Annotated in this window: 14 protein-coding genes and 4 tRNA genes; all 18 read right to left on the reverse strand. The window is 60.6% G+C overall.

Annotation, left to right across the window (positions count from 1 at the left end; translation table 11 throughout):
- Positions 1 to 28: 28 nt before the first annotated feature.
- The 18 genes from tuf (AAHK20_RS26060) to AAHK20_RS26145 all read right to left on the reverse strand — a co-directional run bounded on the left by tuf (AAHK20_RS26060) (position 29) and on the right by AAHK20_RS26145 (position 20,746).
- On the reverse strand, positions 29 to 1,219 hold the full coding sequence (gene tuf / locus AAHK20_RS26060) for an elongation factor Tu (RefSeq protein ID WP_102645092.1): 1,191 nt from the start codon (positions 1,217 to 1,219) through the stop codon (positions 29 to 31).
- 48 nt (positions 1,220 to 1,267) lie between these two features.
- Positions 1,268 to 3,370, reverse strand: a complete 2,103-nt coding sequence (gene fusA / locus AAHK20_RS26065) for an elongation factor G (protein ID WP_449184364.1) — start codon at positions 3,368 to 3,370, stop codon at positions 1,268 to 1,270.
- Positions 3,371 to 3,494: 124 nt separating this feature from the next.
- A complete protein-coding gene (rpsG, locus tag AAHK20_RS26070) occupies positions 3,495 to 3,965 on the reverse strand; it encodes a 30S ribosomal protein S7 (protein WP_027797954.1) in 471 nt (156 codons plus the stop codon).
- Between the two features lie 210 nt (positions 3,966 to 4,175).
- Positions 4,176 to 4,556, reverse strand: coding sequence for a 30S ribosomal protein S12 (gene rpsL, locus AAHK20_RS26075; protein ID WP_006053290.1), 381 nt, complete (start codon positions 4,554 to 4,556; stop codon positions 4,176 to 4,178).
- Between the two features lie 234 nt (positions 4,557 to 4,790).
- Positions 4,791 to 6,638 (reverse strand): DNA helicase RecQ, encoded by a 1,848-nt coding sequence (gene recQ, locus AAHK20_RS26080; protein WP_449184365.1) that lies wholly within the window; start codon positions 6,636 to 6,638, stop codon positions 4,791 to 4,793.
- Positions 6,639 to 6,814: 176 nt separating this feature from the next.
- Positions 6,815 to 11,053 (reverse strand): DNA-directed RNA polymerase subunit beta', encoded by a 4,239-nt coding sequence (gene rpoC, locus AAHK20_RS26085; protein WP_449184366.1) that lies wholly within the window; start codon positions 11,051 to 11,053, stop codon positions 6,815 to 6,817.
- A 21-nt stretch (positions 11,054 to 11,074) separates the two neighbouring features.
- A complete protein-coding gene (gene rpoB, locus AAHK20_RS26090; protein ID WP_449184367.1) occupies positions 11,075 to 15,181 on the reverse strand; it encodes a DNA-directed RNA polymerase subunit beta in 4,107 nt (1,368 codons plus the stop codon).
- Between the two features lie 367 nt (positions 15,182 to 15,548).
- The gene (gene rplL, locus AAHK20_RS26095) at positions 15,549 to 15,926 is read right to left on the reverse strand and encodes a 50S ribosomal protein L7/L12 (RefSeq protein ID WP_449184368.1); all 378 of its coding nucleotides are present in this window, start codon (positions 15,924 to 15,926) and stop codon (positions 15,549 to 15,551) included.
- A gap of 78 nt (positions 15,927 to 16,004) precedes the next feature.
- Positions 16,005 to 16,502, reverse strand: a complete 498-nt coding sequence (rplJ, locus tag AAHK20_RS26100) for a 50S ribosomal protein L10 (RefSeq protein WP_449184369.1) — start codon at positions 16,500 to 16,502, stop codon at positions 16,005 to 16,007.
- A gap of 301 nt (positions 16,503 to 16,803) precedes the next feature.
- Positions 16,804 to 17,502, reverse strand: coding sequence for a 50S ribosomal protein L1 (rplA, locus tag AAHK20_RS26105; protein WP_449184370.1), 699 nt, complete (start codon positions 17,500 to 17,502; stop codon positions 16,804 to 16,806).
- On the reverse strand, positions 17,503 to 17,934 hold the full coding sequence (gene rplK / locus AAHK20_RS26110) for a 50S ribosomal protein L11 (protein ID WP_449184371.1): 432 nt from the start codon (positions 17,932 to 17,934) through the stop codon (positions 17,503 to 17,505).
- Between the two features lie 149 nt (positions 17,935 to 18,083).
- Positions 18,084 to 18,641, reverse strand: coding sequence for a transcription termination/antitermination protein NusG (gene nusG / locus AAHK20_RS26115; RefSeq protein ID WP_026121916.1), 558 nt, complete (start codon positions 18,639 to 18,641; stop codon positions 18,084 to 18,086).
- A gap of 1 nt (position 18,642) precedes the next feature.
- Positions 18,643 to 19,023, reverse strand: a complete 381-nt coding sequence (gene secE / locus AAHK20_RS26120) for a preprotein translocase subunit SecE (protein ID WP_449184372.1) — start codon at positions 19,021 to 19,023, stop codon at positions 18,643 to 18,645.
- A 35-nt stretch (positions 19,024 to 19,058) separates the two neighbouring features.
- Positions 19,059 to 19,134 (reverse strand) — tRNA-Trp (locus tag AAHK20_RS26125).
- A 67-nt stretch (positions 19,135 to 19,201) separates the two neighbouring features.
- On the reverse strand, positions 19,202 to 20,392 hold the full coding sequence (tuf, locus tag AAHK20_RS26130; protein WP_102645092.1) for an elongation factor Tu: 1,191 nt from the start codon (positions 20,390 to 20,392) through the stop codon (positions 19,202 to 19,204).
- Positions 20,393 to 20,455: 63 nt separating this feature from the next.
- A tRNA-Thr gene (locus tag AAHK20_RS26135) sits at positions 20,456 to 20,530 on the reverse strand.
- Positions 20,531 to 20,545: 15 nt separating this feature from the next.
- Positions 20,546 to 20,619, reverse strand: a tRNA-Gly gene (locus AAHK20_RS26140).
- 41 nt (positions 20,620 to 20,660) lie between these two features.
- Positions 20,661 to 20,746, reverse strand: a tRNA-Tyr gene (locus AAHK20_RS26145).
- Positions 20,747 to 20,893 lie beyond the last annotated feature (147 nt).

Below are 20,893 nucleotides of genomic sequence, written 5' to 3' on the forward strand. Positions count from 1 at the left end.
CTTCTACTGCTACAGCAAACCAGCGATTTTACTCGATGATCTTAGCGACGACACCTGCGCCGACGGTACGGCCACCTTCGCGGATTGCGAAGCGCAGACCTTCTTCCATCGCGATCGGCGCAATCAGCTTCACCGTGATCGACACGTTGTCGCCCGGCATCACCATTTCCTTGTCCTTCGGCAACTCGATCGAACCCGTCACGTCCGTCGTACGGAAGTAGAACTGCGGGCGATAGTTGTTGAAGAACGGCGTGTGGCGACCGCCTTCGTCCTTGCTCAGCACGTACACTTCAGCCGTGAAGTGCGTGTGCGGCGTGATCGAACCCGGCTTGGCCAGAACCTGGCCACGCTCCACGTCTTCACGCTTCGTGCCGCGCAGCAGAATACCCACGTTGTCGCCCGCTTGACCTTGGTCCAGCAGCTTGCGGAACATTTCCACGCCCGTGCAGGTCGTCTTCACCGTCGGCTTGATACCGACGATTTCGATTTCCTCGCCGACCTTCACCACGCCGCGCTCGACGCGACCCGTCACCACCGTGCCGCGACCCGAGATCGAGAACACGTCTTCCACCGGCATCAGGAAGGCGCCATCCACTGCGCGCTCCGGCGTCGGGATGTACGTGTCCAGCGCGTCGGCCAGGTTCATGATCGCCACTTCACCCAGCTCGCCCTTGTCGCCTTCCAGCGCCAGCTTGGCCGAACCCTTGATGATCGGCGTGTCGTCGCCCGGGAAGTCGTACTTCGACAGCAGCTCGCGCACTTCCATTTCCACCAGCTCGAGCAGCTCGGCGTCGTCCACCATGTCGCACTTGTTCAGGAACACGATGATGTACGGCACGCCAACCTGACGCGCCAACAGGATGTGCTCACGCGTTTGCGGCATCGGGCCGTCTGCTGCCGAGCACACCAGAATCGCGCCGTCCATCTGCGCCGCGCCCGTGATCATGTTCTTCACGTAGTCAGCGTGGCCCGGGCAGTCAACGTGCGCGTAGTGACGGTTCGCCGTCTCGTACTCCACGTGCGCCGTGTTGATCGTGATGCCGCGCGCCTTTTCTTCCGGCGCCGCGTCGATCTGGTCGTACGCCTTCGCTTCGCCGCCGAACTTCGCGGTCAGCACCGTCGTGATTGCTGCCGTCAGCGTGGTCTTGCCATGATCAACGTGACCGATCGTGCCGACGTTCACGTGCGGCTTGGTCCGTTCGAATTTACCTTTAGCCATGATTCTCTTCTTTCAAAAAAGTTGTTCGGTGAATGACTTGCCGACTGATTACTTCGACTTCGCGCTGATGATCGCTTCAGAGACGTTACGCGGCGCTTCGGCGTAATGCTTGAATTCCATCGTGTACGTTGCGCGACCTTGCGTTGCCGAACGCAGCGACGTGGAGTAGCCGAACATTTCCGACAGCGGCACTTCGGCACGGAGAATCTTGCCGCCGCCAACCATGTCTTCCATGCCCTGGATGATGCCGCGACGGCCCGACAGGTCGCCCATCACGTTGCCCATGTAGTCTTCCGGCGTTTCCACTTCCACGGCCATCATCGGCTCGAGGATCACCGGGTTCGCGCGGCGCATCGCTTCCTTGAACGCCATCGAACCGGCCATGCGGAACGCGTTTTCGTTCGAGTCAACGTCGTGGTACGAACCGAACGTCAGGTGAACCTTCACGTCGACGACCGGGAAGCCTGCCAGCACGCCGCTCTTGAGCGTGTCGGCAATACCCTTGTCGACCGCCGGGATGTATTCACGCGGAATGACACCACCCTTGATCTCGTCGAGGAACTCGTAGCCCTTGCCTTGTTCGTTCGGCTCGAGCGTGATGACCGCGTGACCATACTGGCCGCGACCGCCCGACTGCTTGACGAACTTGCCGTCCACGTCCGCGGCCGTGCTGCGGATCGTTTCGCGGTATGCCACCTGCGGCTTGCCGACGGTCGCTTCCACGCCGAATTCACGCTTCATCCGGTCAACCAGAATTTCGAGGTGCAGTTCGCCCATGCCCGAAATAATGGTTTGGCCCGACTCTTCGTCCGTTTGCACGCGGAACGACGGATCTTCTTGAGCCAGACGGTTCAGCGCCAGGCCCATCTTTTCCTGGTCAGCCTTCGTCTTCGGCTCGACGGCCTGCGAAATCACCGGCTCCGGGAACACCATGCGCTCGAGCACGATCGGGTGCTGCGGGTCGCACAGCGTGTCGCCCGTCGTTGCTTCCTTCAGGCCCACGGCTGCCGCGATGTCGCCGGCGCGCACTTCCTTGATTTCTTCGCGCTGGTTCGCGTGCATCTGCAGAATACGGCCCAGACGTTCCTTCTTGTCCTTGGTCGAATTCAGCAGCGTGTCGCCCGAGTTGACCACACCGGAGTACACGCGGAAGAAGATCAGCTGGCCGACGAACGGGTCGGTCATGATCTTGAATGCGAGCGCCGAGAACTTCTCGTCGTCCGACGCCTTGCGCTCAGCCGCTTCGCCGCTTTCCAGCTCACCCTTGACCGGCGGAATGTCGATCGGCGACGGCAGGAAGTCGATCACGGCGTCGAGCATGCGCTGCACGCCCTTGTTCTTGAACGCGGTGCCGCACAACATCGGCTGGATTTCGCAAGCGATCGTACGGTCGCGCAGCGCCTTGACGATCTCGGCGCGGGACAGCTCCTCGCCGCCGAGGTACTTCTCCATCAGCTCTTCGCTCGCTTCAGCGGCGGACTCGACCATCTTCTCGCGCCACTCGTTGCAGGTGTCGACGAGATCAGCCGGGATGTCGCGGTAGTCGAACTTCATGCCTTGCGACGCGTCGTCCCAAATGATCGCCTTCATCTCGAGCAGATCGACGACGCCCGTGAAGTTTTCTTCCGCGCCGATCGGCACCACGACCGGAACCGGGTTCGCCTTGAGGCGGGTCTTTAACTGGTCGTAGACCTTGAAGAAGTTCGCACCGGTGCGGTCCATCTTGTTGACGAACGCGAGACGCGGCACCTTGTACTTGTTGGCCTGACGCCACACCGTTTCCGACTGCGGCTGCACGCCGCCCACGGCGCAGTAGACCATGCAAGCGCCGTCGAGCACGCGCATCGAGCGCTCCACTTCGATCGTGAAGTCGACGTGGCCCGGGGTGTCGATGATGTTGATGCGGTGTTCCGGGTAGTTGTTACCCATGCCCTTCCAGAAGGCCGTCGTAGCAGCGGACGTGATGGTGATGCCGCGCTCTTGCTCCTGCTCCATCCAGTCCATCGTTGCCGCGCCGTCGTGCACTTCACCAATCTTGTGGTTCACGCCGGTGTAGTACAGGATGCGCTCGGTCGTCGTCGTCTTGCCGGCGTCGATGTGAGCGCTAATACCGATATTACGGTAGCGCTCGATAGGTGTCTTACGAGCCACTTTGATCCTCTATTGGGATGACGCGAAAAGTATGTATATAGTTTCCGCGCCCTAACACAAACGGGCGAGGCGCCGATAAGCGCACCCGCCCGGATATTTTTCCGTTGCCGCTGGGTTCGACGGCTTAGAAACGGAAATGCGAGAACGCCTTGTTGGCTTCTGCCATCCGGTGAACTTCATCGCGCTTCTTCATCGCGCCGCCACGGCCTTCGGCCGCTTCGGTCAGTTCACCAGCCAGGCGCAACGCCATCGACTTTTCGCTACGCTTCTTCGCAGCCTCGCGCAACCAACGCATCGCCAATGCCATACGACGCGACGGACGCACTTCGACCGGAACCTGATAGTTCGCACCACCAACGCGGCGGCTCTTCACTTCGACCACCGGCTTCACGTTGTTGAGCGCGACAGTGAACACTTCCAGCGGGTCCTTGCCACCCTTGGTCTGGATCTGTTCGAAAGCGCCGTACACGATGCGCTCGGCAACCGACTTCTTGCCCGAGAGCATCAGCACGTTCATGAATTTTGCAACATCAACGTTACCGAACTTCGGATCCGGCAACACTTCCCGCTTGGGGACTTCGCGACGACGCGGCATGTTTCTTCCTTTGATTTTTCAGTTGGAGCTGAGCCGAAGCTCTTTTGCCCCGCGGCCACCAACTAACCCGATCTATCTTTACGACTAACCAGCTTGGCCGGGTGACCACTTACTCGACAGCACCGGCGAATCCGGCACCACCGCCTTTGACTACTTGACCGCTCTCGATTGCCTTGCGGGCAACGCTAAGCAGCCATACGAAGAGGCTGCTTACTTGCCAGCCTTGGCACGCTTCGCACCGTACTTCGAGCGAGCTTGCTTACGATCCTTGACGCCCTGGGTATCCAGCGAGCCACGAACCATGTGGTAACGCACACCCGGCAAGTCCTTCACACGGCCGCCGCGAATCAGCACGACCGAGTGTTCCTGCAGGTTGTGGCCTTCACCACCGATGTACGAAATGACTTCGAAGCCGTTCGTCAGGCGCACCTTCGCAACCTTACGAAGTGCCGAGTTCGGCTTTTTCGGCGTCGTGGTGTACACACGGGTGCACACGCCGCGACGCTGGGGGCAGTCCTGCAAGGCCGGGCTCTTGCTCTTCGTCGTTTCCGACGTGCGGCCTTTGCGAACCAATTGATTGATGGTTGGCATTGTTTATTCCTGAAATTGAACAAAATCGACGCATCCGTTCCCGGGCAAAGCGAAAACGAATGCGTATCGAACTTCCCGCCCTAGCTGCCGGGACGCGAGTTTACCCCTCGACCTAGCATGCCAAGAACCGGAACCCAGCATCATATTCGGAAAATGCCAAGTGCGTCAATAGCTTGCAGCGGATCGGGAGCGGTCGACGGGCGAATCGCCCGGCTTCGCGCAAGAGGAGCGCCGTCAGTCCGCCGCGACGACGTCAAGCAGTTCCTCGCCGAAGCGATCGAGCTTGCGCGCGCCAATGCCGGGAATATGGCGAAGATCGTCGATCGTATCGGGGCCGTTGCGCGCGATTTCGGCGAGCGTCGCGTCGTGGAAGATGACGTAGGCCGGCACGCCGTCACTTTTTGCGGTTTCGGTGCGCCACGCGCGCAGGCGCTCCCACCGGGCACGCTCGCGCGGACCCATGCCGGCCGTCGGATCGGCCCGTTCGCCGGTGCGGCTCGACGATTGGCGCGTACGGGTCGGCTTGACGTAGCGCCGCAAGGTGACGGTTTCTTCGCCCTTCAACACGGGCTTGCTCGCTTCGGTGAGGACGAGCGCGCCGAATCCGTCGTGATCGATCGCCAAATAGCCGAATGCGATCAGTTGACGGAAAACCGCGCGCCACTCGGGCTCGGACAGGCTCGCGCCGATTCCGAAGGTGCTGAGGCTTTCGTGGCCGCGCTGAAGGATCTTCTCGCTTCGGTTGCCGCGCAGGATATCGATCAAATGCCCCGCGCCGAAATGAAAACCGCTCGCGCGCTGCGCGCGGAACACACACGAGAGCGCCATCCGCGCTTCGCGCGTGGCGTCCCATGACGCCGGGGGCTCAAGGCACGTATCGCAATTGCCGCACGGCTCGCTGGCTTCGCCGAAGTAGGCCAGAAGTCGCACACGGCGGCAGGCAGCGGCCTCGCAGAGGCCGAGCAGCGCATCGAGCTTGCCGGTCTGCACGCGTTTGTGCGCATCGTCAGCGTCCGACTCATCGATCATCTTGCGCTGCTGCACGACGTCGCCAAGACCGTACGCCATCCACGCGTTGGCAGGCAGACCATCGCGGCCCGCGCGACCCGTTTCCTGGTAGTACCCTTCGACGCTCTTCGGCAAATCCAAGTGGGCGACAAAGCGCACGTCCGGCTTATCGATGCCCATACCGAAAGCGATCGTCGCGCACATGACGATGCCCTCTTCGCGCTGGAACATCTCCTGGTGCCGCTGGCGGATTTCGAACTCCATACCCGCGTGATAAGGCAGCGCCCGGACGCCTTGCCCCTTTAGCCACTCGGCGGTCTCTTCGACCTTACGGCGCGACAGACAGTAGACGACGCCGGCATCCGTCGTGCCTCCCGGGTTCGTGTGTTCCGCGCGAATGAAGTCGAGCAACTGAGCACGCGCATTGTCCTTCTCGACGATTCGATAGCGAATATTCGGGCGATCGAAGCTCGACACGAAAATGCGCGCGTCATCGAGCGCGAGGCGGTGCACGATTTCGTCGCGTGTGATCGCGTCGGCGGTCGCGGTGAGCGCGATGCGCGGCACCGACGGAAACCGCTCGTGCAGCACGGAAAGCTGGATGTACTCGGGGCGGAAATCGTGCCCCCATTGCGATACGCAGTGCGCTTCGTCAATCGCAAAGAGTCCGATGCGCGCGCGTTCGAGCAGATCGAGAAAGCGCGGCGTCATGAGCCGTTCCGGCGCGACGTAAAGGAGATCGATGTCGCCGTCGCGCAGCGCGCGCTCGGTGGCGGCGGCCTCGGCGCCGGACAGCGTCGAATTCAGATACGCCGCGCGAACGCCAAGCTCAGTGAGTGCAGCCACCTGATCCTGCATCAGCGCGATCAACGGCGAAACCACGATGCCGGCGCCAAGCCCCGATTCGTGCCGCACCAGTGAGGGGATCTGGTAGCAAAGCGATTTGCCGCCGCCGGTGGGCATCAACACGAGGCAATCGCCTCCGCCTGCGACATGCTCGACGATATCGCCCTGCTGCCCTCTGAAGGCGGGATAACCAAAGGTTTCGTTGAGAATTTCGAGGGCGCGGGACATGAAGTCGGAAGAAAAGAGGCGGAGTGCAGGTTGAACGAATTTTACCAACGCCCCGCCGCGCAAAACGCGTTAAACGGCAACGTTAGCCATCCAGCCTGTAAAAAAGAAAAAAGCCGCTCAGTCGAAACTGAGCGGCTTTCCAAGCTAAGCAGTCAAGCGGCTTGCGCCGCCAGAACTTACTCCGCCGAGTGCGGCTGTTCGGCAGCCGGGCTTTCCGGCGTGCCAAACTCGAACGCCTCTTCCGCAGCGATCTGATCGAAACGCTCGCGATCGGACAGCTCCTTGCTCTTGCGCGCCTTGTGGAACGCGAGACCCGTACCGGCCGGAATCAGACGGCCGACGATCACGTTTTCCTTCAGACCACGCAGATCGTCGCGCTTGCCCATGATCGCCGCCTCGGTCAGCACGCGCGTCGTTTCCTGGAACGATGCGGCCGAGATGAACGAGTCGGTCGACAGCGACGCCTTCGTGATACCGAGCAGCACGTTGTCGTACGACGCCGGACGCTTGTCTTCCGCGGTCATCTTGTCGTTCTCGTCGAGCATGTCCGACCGCTCGACTTGTTCGCCCGGGATGAAACGCGTATCGCCGTTGTCGACGATCTGCACGCGGCGCAGCATCTGACGCACGATCACTTCAATGTGCTTGTCGTTGATCTTCACGCCTTGCAGACGGTACACGTCCTGCACTTCGTCCACGATGTAGCGCGACAGCGCCTCGATACCCTGCAGGCGCAGGATGTCGTGCGGATCGGCCGGACCGTCGACGATCATTTCGCCCTTGTTGACGACTTGACCATCGTGCACCAGGACCTGCTTTTCCTTCGCGATCAGGAACTCGTGCTGGTTGCCCTCGAGGTCCGTGATGACGAGACGCTGCTTGCCCTTCGTGTCCTTACCGAACGACACCGTGCCCGTGACTTCCGCCAGAATGCCGGCGTCCTTCGGCGAGCGCGCTTCGAACAGTTCAGCCACACGCGGCAGACCGCCGGTAATGTCACGCGTCTTCTGCGATTCAGTCGGGATACGTGCGAGCACTTCACCGACCTGCACTTGCTGACCGTCCTTCACCGTGATCAGTGCGCCGACCTGGAAGCCGATCTGCACCGAGTGCTCGGTGCCCGGGATCTTCACTTCCTCGCCGGTCGCGTCGAGCAGTTTCACCTGCGGACGCACGCTCTTCGAAGCCTGCGAGCCGCGGCGCTTCACGTCGATCACAACGAGCGTCGAGAGGCCCGTCACGTCGTCGATCTGCTTGGCGACCGTCACGCCTTCCTCGACGTTTTCGAACTTCACCGTACCGCCGTACTCGGTGATGATCGGACGCGTCATCGGGTCCCACGTGGCCAGCTGCGTACCCGCCTTGATCTGCGCGCCGTCGAGCTGCAACAGCGTGGCGCCGTACGGCACTTTGTGGCGTTCGCGTTCGCGGCCGTGGTCGTCGGTGATCATCGCTTCGCCCGAACGCGAGATGACGATCTGCTCGCCCTTCGCATTCGTCACATAGCGCATCGTCGCCGTGAAGCGCACCGTACCGTTCGACTTCGCTTCAACCGACGAAGCCACCGCCGCACGCGATGCCGCACCACCGATGTGGAACGTACGCATCGTCAGCTGCGTGCCCGGCTCACCGATCGACTGCGCCGCGATCACGCCGACCGCTTCGCCGACGTTCACGCGCGAGCCACGGCCGAGGTCGCGGCCGTAACACGAGGCGCACAGGCCATAGCGCGTTTCGCAGGTGAGCGGCGTGCGCACCCGCACTTCGTCGATGCCAAGGCGTTCGATCTCTTCGACCGAGTCTTCGTCGAGCAGCGAGCCCGCTTCGTACAGCGTTTCCTGCGTTTCCGGATTGACGACGTCCGCCACGGCGACGCGGCCGAGAATACGGTCGCGCAGCGCTTCGACGACTTCACCGCCCTCTACCAGCGCCTTCATCGCCACGCCGTTCGACGTGCCGCAATCTTCCTCGACGACCACGAGATCCTGCGTGACGTCGACGAGACGACGCGTCAGGTAACCCGAGTTCGCGGTCTTCAGTGCCGTATCAGCAAGACCCTTACGCGCACCGTGGGTCGAGATGAAGTACTGCAGCACGTTCAGGCCTTCGCGGAAGTTCGCGGTAATTGGCGTTTCGATAATCGAGCCGTCCGGCTTCGCCATCAGGCCGCGCATACCCGCCAACTGACGGATCTGGACCGCGGAACCCCGCGCGCCCGAGTCGGCCATCATATAGATCGAGTTGAACGATTCCTGCTTCGTCTCGTTGCCATCGCGGTCGACGACCGGTTCCGTTGCGAGCTGCTCCATCATCGCCTTGCCGACCGCTTCCGACGTCGCCGACCAGATGTCGACCACGTTGTTGTAGCGCTCCTGCGCGGTGACGAGACCCGACATGTACTGACGGTCGTATTCCTTCACCTTCTTCGCGGCGTCGCCAACGATCGTTTCCTTCTGCGGCGGCACGAGCATGTCGTCGACGCAGATCGAAATGCCGGCGCGCGTTGCCAGGCGGAAGCCCGACTGCATCAGCTGGTCGGCGAAGACCACCGTCGCGCGCAGACCGCACTTGCGGAACGCCGTGTTGATCAGGCGCGAGATTTCCTTCTTCTTCAGCGGCTTGTTCAGCACCGAGAACGGCAGACCCGGCGGCAGGATTTCCGACAGAATCGAGCGGCCGACCGTCGTTGCGTACAGCGAGATCTTCGGCACGAATTCCGGTGCGCCTTCCGACGTGTCTTCGTTGCGGACCATTTCGGTGATCCGCACGTTGACGCGCGAGGCCAGCTCGACTTCCTTGTTCTCGTACGCGCGCAGCACTTCCGACACGCCCGTGAACGACAGGCCTTCGCCCTTGGCATTCACGGCTTCACGCGTCGCGTAGTACAGGCCGAGCACGATATCCTGCGACGGCACGATCGACGGATCGCCGTTGGCCGGGAACAGGACGTTGTTCGACGCCAGCATCAGCGTGCGCGCTTCCATCTGCGCTTCGAGCGACAGCGGAACGTGGACAGCCATCTGGTCGCCGTCGAAGTCGGCGTTGAACGCCGCGCAGACGAGCGGGTGCAGCTGGATTGCCTTGCCTTCGATCAGCACCGGCTCGAAAGCCTGAATGCCGAGACGGTGCAGCGTCGGCGCACGGTTCAGCATCACCGGATGCTCGCGGATCACCTCTTCCAAGATGTCCCACACGACCGGCGTCTGGTTCTCGACTTCCTTCTTCGCCGCCTTGATGGTCGTCGCGACGCCCATCACTTCAAGCTTGTTGAAGATGAACGGCTTGAACAGCTCGAGCGCCATCAGCTTCGGCAGACCGCACTGGTGCAGCTTCAGCGTCGGGCCCACCACGATGACCGAACGGCCCGAGTAGTCGACGCGCTTACCGAGCAGGTTCTGACGGAAGCGGCCGCCCTTGCCCTTGATCATGTCGGCGAGCGACTTCAGCGGACGCTTGTTCGCGCCCGTCATCGCCTTGCCGCGACGGCCGTTGTCGAGCAGCGAATCGACGGCTTCCTGCAGCATCCGCTTTTCGTTGCGGACGATGATTTCCGGCGCCTTCAGCTCGAGCAGACGCTTCAACCGGTTGTTACGGTTGATCACGCGGCGATAGAGGTCGTTCAGGTCCGACGTCGCGAAACGGCCGCCGTCGAGCGGCACGAGCGGACGCAGTTCCGGCGGCAGCACCGGCAGCACTTCGAGCACCATCCAGTCAGGCTTGATGCCCGAACGCTGGAAAGCCTCGAGCACCTTCAGGCGCTTCGCGTACTTCTTGATCTTCGCTTCCGAACCCGTGTTCTTGAGTTCGGTGCGCAGCATCTCGACCTGCTCGTCGATGTTGATCGCACGCAGCAGCTCGCGCACGCCTTCCGCACCCATCTCGGCGCGGAATTCGTCACCGTACTCTTCGACCTTGTTGTAGTAATCCTCTTCGGTCATGATCTGCCGCGCTTTCAGCGGCGTCATGCCCGGATCGATCACCACATATGCTTCGAAGTACAGCACGCGCTCGATGTCGCGCAGCGTCATGTCGAGCACCATGCCCAGACGCGACGGCAGCGACTTCAAGAACCAAATGTGCGCGACCGGCGAAGCGAGTTCGATGTGGCCCATGCGCTCGCGGCGCACCTTGGCCAACGTCACTTCAACGCCGCACTTCTCGCAGATCACGCCACGGTGCTTCAGGCGCTTGTACTTGCCGCAAAGGCATTCGTAGTCCTTGATCGGCCCGAAGATCTTCGCGCAGAACAGACCATCCCGCTCCGGCTTGAAGGTGCGGTAGTTGATGGTTTCCGGCTTCTTGACTTCACCGAACGACCACGAACGAATCTTGTCGGGCGAGGCCAGACCGATCTTGATCGCGTCAAAAACTTCTTCTTGTTGGACTTGCTTGAATAGATCGAGCAGAGCTTTCATTGCTTTCTCTCCGTAGTCCGATTAGTTGCGGTCGAGATCGATATCGATACCGAGCGAGCGGATTTCCTTCACGAGCACGTTGAAGGATTCCGGCATGCCTGCATCGATCACGTGATCGCCCTTGACCAGGTTTTCATAAACCTTGGTCCGGCCCGTCACGTCGTCCGACTTGACCGTCAGCATTTCTTGCAGCACGTACGATGCGCCATACGCCTCGAGCGCCCACACTTCCATCTCACCAAAACGCTGGCCGCCGAACTGAGCCTTACCGCCCAACGGCTGCTGCGTCACGAGCGAGTACGGGCCCGTCGAACGCGCGTGCATCTTGTCGTCGACCAAGTGGTGCAGCTTCAGGTAGTGCATGTAGCCGACCGTGACCGTACGCTCGAACATCTCGCCCGTGCGGCCGTCGTACAGACGAACCTGGTTCTTCGACGGCGTCATGCCGAGTTGCTTCGCGATATCGTCCGGGAACGCCAGATCCAGCGCGCGCGACATTTCTTCTTCCGTCGCACCGTCGAACACCGGCGTCGCGAACGGCACGCCTTCGCGCAGGTTCTTCGCCAGTTCGACGATCTCGTCGTCGCTGAAGCCATCCAGCTCTTCCGCGCGGCCCGACTCGTTGTAGATCTTCGTCAGGAACTCGCGCAGCTCGGCGATCTTCGCCTGACGCTGCAGCATTTCGCCGATCCGCCAGCCGAGACCCTTCGCAGCCCAGCCCAAGTGCACTTCGAGCACCTGACCCACGTTCATCCGCGACGGCACGCCGAGCGGGTTCAGCACGACGTCTGCCGGACGGCCGTCGGCCATGTACGGCATGTCTTCGATCGGAACGATCTTCGACACCACGCCCTTGTTACCGTGACGGCCTGCCATCTTGTCGCCAGGCTGCAGACGGCGCTTCACCGCGACGTACACCTTGACCATCTTCAGCACGCCCGGCGGCAGTTCGTCGCCCTGCGTGAGCTTCTTGCGCTTCTCTTCGAACGCGAGGTCGAACTGGTGACGCTTCTCTTCGATCGAGTTCTTGATCGCTTCGAGCTGTGCCGCTGCTTCTTCGTCCGCGAGGCGGATGTCGAACCAGTGGTAGTGGTCCAGATCTTCCAGGTAGGCCTGTTCGATCTTCGTGCCCTTCGCGAGCTTCTTCGGACCGCCGTTCGCGACCTTGCCTTCGAGCATGCGTGCGAGACGCTGGAACGCATCGCCTTCCACGATACGCAGCTGGTCGTTCAGGTCGAGGCGATAGCGCTTCAGTTCATCGTCGATGATCTGTTGCGCACGCTTGTCGCGCTGGATGCCTTCACGCGTGAACACCTGCACGTCGATGACCGTGCCGCTCATGCCCGACGGCACGCGCAGCGACGTGTCCTTCACGTCCGATGCCTTCTCGCCGAAGATCGCGCGCAGCAGCTTTTCTTCCGGCGTCAGCTGGGTTTCGCCCTTCGGCGTGACCTTGCCGACCAGCACGTCGCCCGCTTCGACTTCCGCGCCGATGTACACGATGCCCGACTCGTCGAGACGGCCAAGCTGCACTTCCGCGAGGTTCGAAATGTCGCGCGTGATTTCTTCCGGTCCGAGCTTCGTGTCGCGAGCGACAACGTTCAGCTCTTCGATGTGGATCGACGTATAGCGATCGTCCGCAACGACCTTCTCCGAGATCAGGATCGAGTCTTCGAAGTTGTAGCCGTTCCACGGCATGAACGCGATCAGCATGTTCTGGCCGAGCGCGAGCTCACCCAGATCCGTCGAGGCGCCGTCAGCCAGCACGTCGCCGCGCGCAACCTTGTCGCCGACCTTCACGATCGGGCGCTGGTTGATGTTCGTGTTCTGGTTCGAACGCGTGTACTTGATCAGGTTGTAGATGTCGACACCGACTTCACCCGCCACCGCTTCGTCGTCGTTCACGCGAATCACGATACGGCCTGCGTCGACGTAATCGACCACGCCACCGCGGAACGCCTGAACCGTCGTGCCCGAGTCGACCGCCACCGTGCGCTCGATACCCGTGCCGACCACAGCCTTCTCAGGACGCAGACACGGCACAGCCTGACGCTGCATGTTCGAACCCATCAATGCACGGTTCGCGTCGTCGTGCTCGAGGAACGGAATCAGCGATGCCGCCACCGACACGATCTGCGACGGCGCCACGTCCATGTACTGGATGCGGTCCGGCGTGACCATCAGCGTTTCGCCGGCTTCACGCGACGACACGAGTTCGTCGGTCAGCGTGCCGTCGTCGGCCACCGCCGCGTTCGCCTGAGCGATCACGTAACGGCCTTCTTCGATCGCGGACAGATAGTCGATCTGGTCGGTCACCTTGCCGTCCGTCACCTTGCGGTACGGCGTTTCGAGGAAGCCGTATTCGTTCAGGTGCGCGTACAGAGCGAGCGAGTTGATCAGACCGATGTTCGGACCTTCCGGCGTTTCAATCGGGCACACGCGGCCATAGTGGGTCGGGTGCACGTCGCGGACTTCGAAGCCTGCGCGCTCGCGCGTCAGACCGCCCGGGCCAAGAGCCGAAACACGGCGCTTGTGGGTGATTTCCGACAGCGGATTGGTTTGGTCCATGAACTGCGACAGCTGCGACGAACCGAAGAACTCGCGAATCGCCGACGAAATCGGCTTCGAGTTGATCAGGTCGTGCGGCATCAGGTTTTCGCTTTCGGCTTGGCCGAGGCGTTCCTTCACCGCGCGCTCGACACGTACGAGACCGGCACGGAACTGGTTCTCCGCCAGTTCGCCGACGCAACGCACGCGACGATTGCCCAAGTGGTCGATATCGTCCACTTCGCCCTTGCCGTTGCGCAGCTCGACGAGGATCTTGATCGTCGCGAGGATGTCGTCGTCTTGCAGCGTCATCGGGCCGACGATTTCATCGCGGCCGACACGGCGGTTGAACTTCATACGGCCGACCTTCGACAGGTCGTACGCGTCTTCGCTGTAGAACAGACGATTGAACAGCGCCTCGACCGCTTCTTCAGTCGGCGGTTCGCCCGGACGCATCATGCGGTAGATCGCAATGCGCGCGGCCGTTCGGTCGGCGGTTTCGTCGATGCGGAGCGTCGACGAGATGTACGGACCTTGGTCCAGATCGTTCGTGTAGAGCGTCTGGATGTCCTTGATCTTCGCTTCGCGCAGCTTATCGAGCGTGCTTTCGCCGATTTCTTCGTTCGCGTTCGCGATCACTTCACCGGTGTCACCATCGACGACGTTCTTCGCCAGCACACGGCCGATCAGATAATCTTCGGGGACCGAAATGAATTTCGTCTTCGCGTTTTCGAGGTCGCGGATATGCTTCGCGTTGATCCGCTTGTCCTTCGTGACGATGACGTTGCCGTCGCGATCCGAGATGTCGAAACGCGCGACTTCGCCCCGCAGACGCTCAGGCACAAATTCCATTTGTGCGCCTTCGGGCATCAGCGAGAAGTTGTCGAACACGAAGAAGTTCGCAAGGATCTGTTCCGGCGTCAGGCCGATCGCCTTCAGCAGAATCGTGACCGGCATCTTGCGGCGGCGGTCGACGCGGAAGTACAGCACGTCCTTCGGGTCGAATTCGAAGTCGAGCCACGAACCGCGGTAAGGAATGATCCGCGCGGAGAACAGCAGCTTGCCCGAGCTGTGGGTCTTGCCCTTGTCGTGCTCGAAGAACACGCCCGGCGAGCGGTGCAGCTGCGAAACGATCACGCGCTCGGTGCCGTTGATGACGAACGAGCCGGTCGGCGTCATGAGCGGAATTTCGCCCATGTACACTTCCTGCTCCTTCACTTCCTTCACGACGGGCTTGCTCGGCGATTCCTTGTCGAGCAGCACCAGGCGCACTTTTGCGCGCAGCGCCGAGCAGTACGTGAGACCGCGCTGCTGACATTCCTTGATATTGAATGCCGGCGGCGACAACATGTAGCTAACGAACTCTAGACGAGCGAAGCCGTTGTGAGAAACAATCGGGAAAACAGACGTGAACGCAGCCTGCAGACCCTCAGGTTTGCGTTGAGCTGCAGACACATCCGCTTGCAGAAACGTGCTGAATGATTCAAGCTGGGTAGCCAGCAGGAAAGGTACTTGGTGAACGATGGGGCGCTTCGCAAAGTTCTTGCGAATACGCTTCTTCTCGGTGAAGGAATATTGCATACGATCTCCGAATCACGGCGGGCATTGTCGAGGCTGCGAACCTTGATGAGACAATCCGAGTGTTCACCGACTGAGACCCGATGGCCGTCCGATGGCTTGAACGAGCCTTAGAAGCTTGGTGGTTGGCCGCTACCAACCGCTGGCTGACGGCAGCGGATGCCTATGTTGCCCGCTACCCGACCAAACTTGCCTTCTGCAGTCGCTTCAGAAGACAAAGAGAAGCGCCGGTCAGTTATCCCGAAAGGCGTTTGTCTTTGGCTTCTGGGGCCACGTTTTTGCCGATTACCGAGCGCAAAAACATTGTCCCCACAAAGCACAAAAAGGCCGGCGGTGAAAAACCGCCAGCCTTCGCACAGCGCGCAGGGTCTTACTTGATTTCAGCCTTCGCGCCAGCTTCTTCCAGCTTCTTCTTGGCTTCTTCAGCAGCAGCCTTGGGCACCGCTTCCTTCACGGGCTTCGGTGCACCGTCGACCAGGTCCTTCGCTTCCTTCAGGCCCAGGCCCGTCAGTTCGCGAACAGCCTTAATCACGGAAACCTTGTTCGCGCCCGTTTCGGTCAGGATAACGTTGAACTCGGTTTGCTCTTCAACAGCAGCAGCGCCAGCGCCGCCGCCTGCCGGGCCTGCCACTGCAACAGCAGCTGCCGACACGCCAAACTTCTCTTCGAACGCCTTGACCAGTTCGTTCAGTTCCAGAACCGACATCGAGCCTACGGCTTCGAGGATGTCTTCTTTTGCGATTGCCATTTGAAATACTCCTAAATTGAATTCGGATACAGCCAGCGATCCATCGCGCTCAACTGAAGCGCGCTATGCATCCTGCGATTAAGCAGCTTCGCCTTGCTTCTTTTCTGCCAGCGCGGCCAGGGCGCGCGCAAAGCCGGAAACAGGCGCTTGCATAACGAACAACAGCTTGGAGAGCAGTTCCTCGCGGCTCGGGATGTTGGCGAGCGCTTGCACGCCAGCCTTGTCCATCACCTTGCCTTCGTAGGCACCGGCCTTGATGATCAACTTGTCGTTGCTCTTGCTGAAGTCATTGACGACCTTAGCAGCGGCAATAGCATCTTCCGAGATGCCGTAGATCAACGGACCAGTCATCTGCTCTGCCAGCGGAGCAAACGGGGTACCTTCCACAGCGCGACGCGCCAGCGTGTTTTTCAACACGCGCAGGTACACCTGTTGCTCGCGCGCTTTCGCGCGCAGCTTGGTCAGATCGCCAACCGCAATCCCACGATACTCAGCAATGACGACGGTCTGAGCCTTCGCGACTTGCGCGGAGACCTCAGCGACGACGGCCTGCTTGCTTTCTTTGTTCAGTGGCACGGTTAACCTCCAGATTCGATACACACTGCGGAATGCAGCGTGTACCGCGTTCAACAACGGCGTCCGAGGTTTAGGAGTATTTCGACCGGCAGTTGCTAGCGTCGCCGCGGACAACAACCGGTTTCATCACTTCAAAACTGTTTCGGGTTCGCCATCTGCGTTGGCTTTGCATTAAGGAAACACCCGACTGCTGCGCTTCCGCCAACGGTCTTTGACAACCGGCCGCTCGATGCAGACTGCCACCTTGCGACCGCCCAAAGCCCTTAAAACCGCGCCGAAATCACTCGACGCGGCAAATTTCTTACTGTGCCGCGAGCGTCGCTTGATCGACGCGCACGCCAACACCCATCGTGCTCGACAAAGCGATCTTGCGCAGGTACACGCCCTTGCTCGTCGCCGGCTTTGCCTTCTGCAGCGCTTCGACGAGCGCCGACAGGTTGGTGCGCAGCGCGGTCGGCTCGAACGATGCACGGCCGATGGTCGCGTGGATGATACCGGCCTTGTCGACGCGGAATTGCACCTGACCGGCCTTGGCGTTCTTCACTGCCGTAGCCACGTCGGGCGTCACGGTGCCGACCTTCGGGTTCGGCATCAGGCCGCGCGGGCCGAGGATCTGACCCAACGTACCGACAACGCGCATCGTGTCCGGCGAAGCGATCACGACGTCGAAGTTCAGGTTGCCGGCCTTGATTTGCTCAGCCAGGTCTTCCATGCCAACGATTTCAGCGCCGGCGGCTTTCGCCTGCTCGGCCTTCTCGCCTTGCGCAAAAACAGCGACGCGAACCGACTTACCAGTACCGGCCGGCAGAACAACCGAGCCGCGAACCACTTGATCCGACTTCTTTGCATCGATGCCGAGTTGAACTGCTACGTCGATCGACTCGTCGAACTTGGCGCTCGCGCACTCTTTGACGAGCGCGAGTGCGTCGTCGATCGGGTACAGCTTCTGGCGATCGACCTTGTTTGCAAATGCTTGCAGACGCTTCGAAAGCTTAGCCATTTACACGCCCTCCACGGTGATGCCCATCGAGCGGGCGCTGCCAGCGATCGTGCGAACCGCTGCGTCCATATCGGCTGCCGTAAGGTCCGGCATCTTCGTCTTGGCGATTTCTTCAGCTTGCGCGCGGGTGATCTTACCGACCTTGTCGGTGTGCGGCTTGCTCGAACCCTTGTCGATCTTCGCTGCCTTCTTGATCAGGACCGTAGCCGGCGGCGTCTTCAGGATGAACGTGAAGCTCTTGTCCGCGAATGCCGTGATCACGACCGGAACCGGCAGACCCGGCTCCATCGCTTGAGTCTGCGCGTTGAACGCCTTGCAGAACTCCATGATGTTCAGGCCACGCTGGCCCAGTGCCGGACCGACCGGCGGCGACGGGTTGGCTTTACCTGCAGGAATCTGCAGCTTGATAAAGCCGATGATTTTCTTTGCCATGTTGAAAACCTCGTTGGAACGCTTGAGCGTTCGGTGAGTAGTAACGCGCGTTCGCCGGTGAAGACTACTGACGCTCCTCAACGGCCATTACGCGGGCCGTAAGCGCGAAAGACGGATCGCGCCGTTCGGCGCGATCCGTAAAAATTCGATTACAACTTCTCGACCTGGCCGAATTCAAGTTCGACAGGTGTCGCGCGGCCGAAAATCGTGACAGAAACACGGACGCGCGATTTTTCGTAGTTCACTTCTTCGACGCTGCCATTGAAGTCCGTGAACGGACCATCCTTCACGCGAACCATCTCGCCAACTTCGAACAGGGTCTTCGGGCGCGGCTTCTCCACACCTTCCTGCATCTGCGACATGATCTTTTCGACTTCCCGCGGGGAAATCGGGCTCGGGCGATTGCGCGCCCCACCCACGAAGCCCGTCACCTTGGCCGTGTTTTTCACGAGGTGCCAGGTTTCATCGGTCATTTCCATCTCCACCAGCACATAGCCAGGGAAGAAACGACGCTCGGTCACCGATTTGTGACCACCCTTTACTTCGACCACCTCTTCCGTCGGAACGAGGATCTGGCCAAACTTGTCTTGCATGCCTGCACGCTCGATGCGCTCTTGAAGCGCACGTTGCACGCTCTTCTCCATGCCGGAGTAGGCGTGCACGACGTACCAGCGTTTGCCGCTCGGTGATGCCGGAGTATCGCTCATATCATTTCCAACCCAGAATCGCCGAGAAAATCACCCATTCAATGGATTTGTCGCTAACCCAAAGAAAGACCGCCATCACAAACACAAAGCCGAAGACAACAAGCGTTGTTTGAGTGGCTTCCTTGCGCGTGGGCCACACGACTTTGCGGACTTCCTTGTAGGAGTCTTTGGCGAATGCGATGAAACCCTTACCGGGGGTGGAGAGAAGACCAACCACAACACCGGCGATGACTCCAACGGCAAGAGCCGCGCCGCGAACGTACCACTCCTGGCCGCCGAGCCAGAAAAAACCCACGAACCCGGCCAAGACCAACAATACGCCCGCGATGAGCATCAATTTATCGCTGGAAGTATTTACAGTTTCGACAGAGGGATTCGCCATAACACCTTAACGAGCGCCCTTAAGGACGCGAGAATTGGCAGGGGCAGAGGGAATCGAACCCCCAACCTTCGGTTTTGGAGACCGACGCTCTGCCAGTTGAGCTATACCCCTAAACCATTTTGGGGTCAGCGACATCGCCAACCCCGAAACTACCGATCAACGAGAACTAACTGGCTTCTTACTCGATGATCTTAGCGACGACACCTGCGCCGACGGTACGGCCACCTTCGCGGATTGCGAAGCGCAGACCTTCTTCCATCGCGATCGGCGCAATCAGCTTCACCGTGATCGACACGTTGTCGCCCGGCATCACCATTTCCTTGTCCTTCGGCAACTCGATCGAACCCGTCACGTCCGTCGTACGGAAGTAGAACTGCGGGCGATAGTTGTTGAAGAACGGCGTGTGGCGACCGCCTTCGTCCTTGCTCAGCACGTACACTTCAGCCGTGAAGTGCGTGTGCGGCGTGATCGAACCCGGCTTGGCCAGAACCTGGCCACGCTCCACGTCTTCACGCTTCGTGCCGCGCAGCAGAATACCCACGTTGTCGCCCGCTTGACCTTGGTCCAGCAGCTTGCGGAACATTTCCACGCCCGTGCAGGTCGTCTTCACCGTCGGCTTGATACCGACGATTTCGATTTCCTCGCCGACCTTCACCACGCCGCGCTCGACGCGACCCGTCACCACCGTGCCGCGACCCGAGATCGAGAACACGTCTTCCACCGGCATCAGGAAGGCGCCATCCACTGCGCGCTCCGGCGTCGGGATGTACGTGTCCAGCGCGTCGGCCAGGTTCATGATCGCCACTTCACCCAGCTCGCCCTTGTCGCCTTCCAGCGCCAGCTTGGCCGAACCCTTGATGATCGGCGTGTCGTCGCCCGGGAAGTCGTACTTCGACAGCAGCTCGCGCACTTCCATTTCCACCAGCTCGAGCAGCTCGGCGTCGTCCACCATGTCGCACTTGTTCAGGAACACGATGATGTACGGCACGCCAACCTGACGCGCCAACAGGATGTGCTCACGCGTTTGCGGCATCGGGCCGTCTGCTGCCGAGCACACCAGAATCGCGCCGTCCATCTGCGCCGCGCCCGTGATCATGTTCTTCACGTAGTCAGCGTGGCCCGGGCAGTCAACGTGCGCGTAGTGACGGTTCGCCGTCTCGTACTCCACGTGCGCCGTGTTGATCGTGATGCCGCGCGCCTTTTCTTCCGGCGCCGCGTCGATCTGGTCGTACGCCTTCGCTTCGCCGCCGAACTTCGCGGTCAGCACCGTCGTGATTGCTGCCGTCAGCGTGGTCTTGCCATGATCAACGTGACCGATCGTGCCGACGTTCACGTGCGGCTTGGTCCGCTCAAACTTACCCTTGGCCATTTTCGACTCCTAAGAGGATTTTCCGTACGTTGCGCCGCGCGCAAACAATCACTGACTACCTGCTGGTGCCCATGGGCAGGATCGAACTGCCGACCTCTCCCTTACCAAGGGAGTGCTCTACCACTGAGCCACATGGGCGCTACTTCTTGACACTGGAGCGGGTGAAGGGAATCGAACCCTCGTCGTAAGCTTGGAAGGCTTCTGCTCTACCATTGAGCTACACCCGCAAGGGCTTTCCGATTCCCTATCGCTACTACAGCTTGCATTCTGGTGGAGGAGGTTGGATTCGAACCAACGTAGGCGTAAGCCAACAGATTTACAGTCTGCCCCCTTTAGCCACTCGGGCACCCCTCCGCAGAGAACTGACGATTATGGGGGTACATCGACGTAATGTCAAGCACTACGTGAGCCCCAGGCTATCGTTTGTTCTCACTTATAGCCGTGCTGCGTAAACGCCACAACCCCACCTTTATGGGGTGGGGTTGTGGACTTGGGTAAGGA

This window comes from Trinickia camelliae (assembly GCF_053525655.1).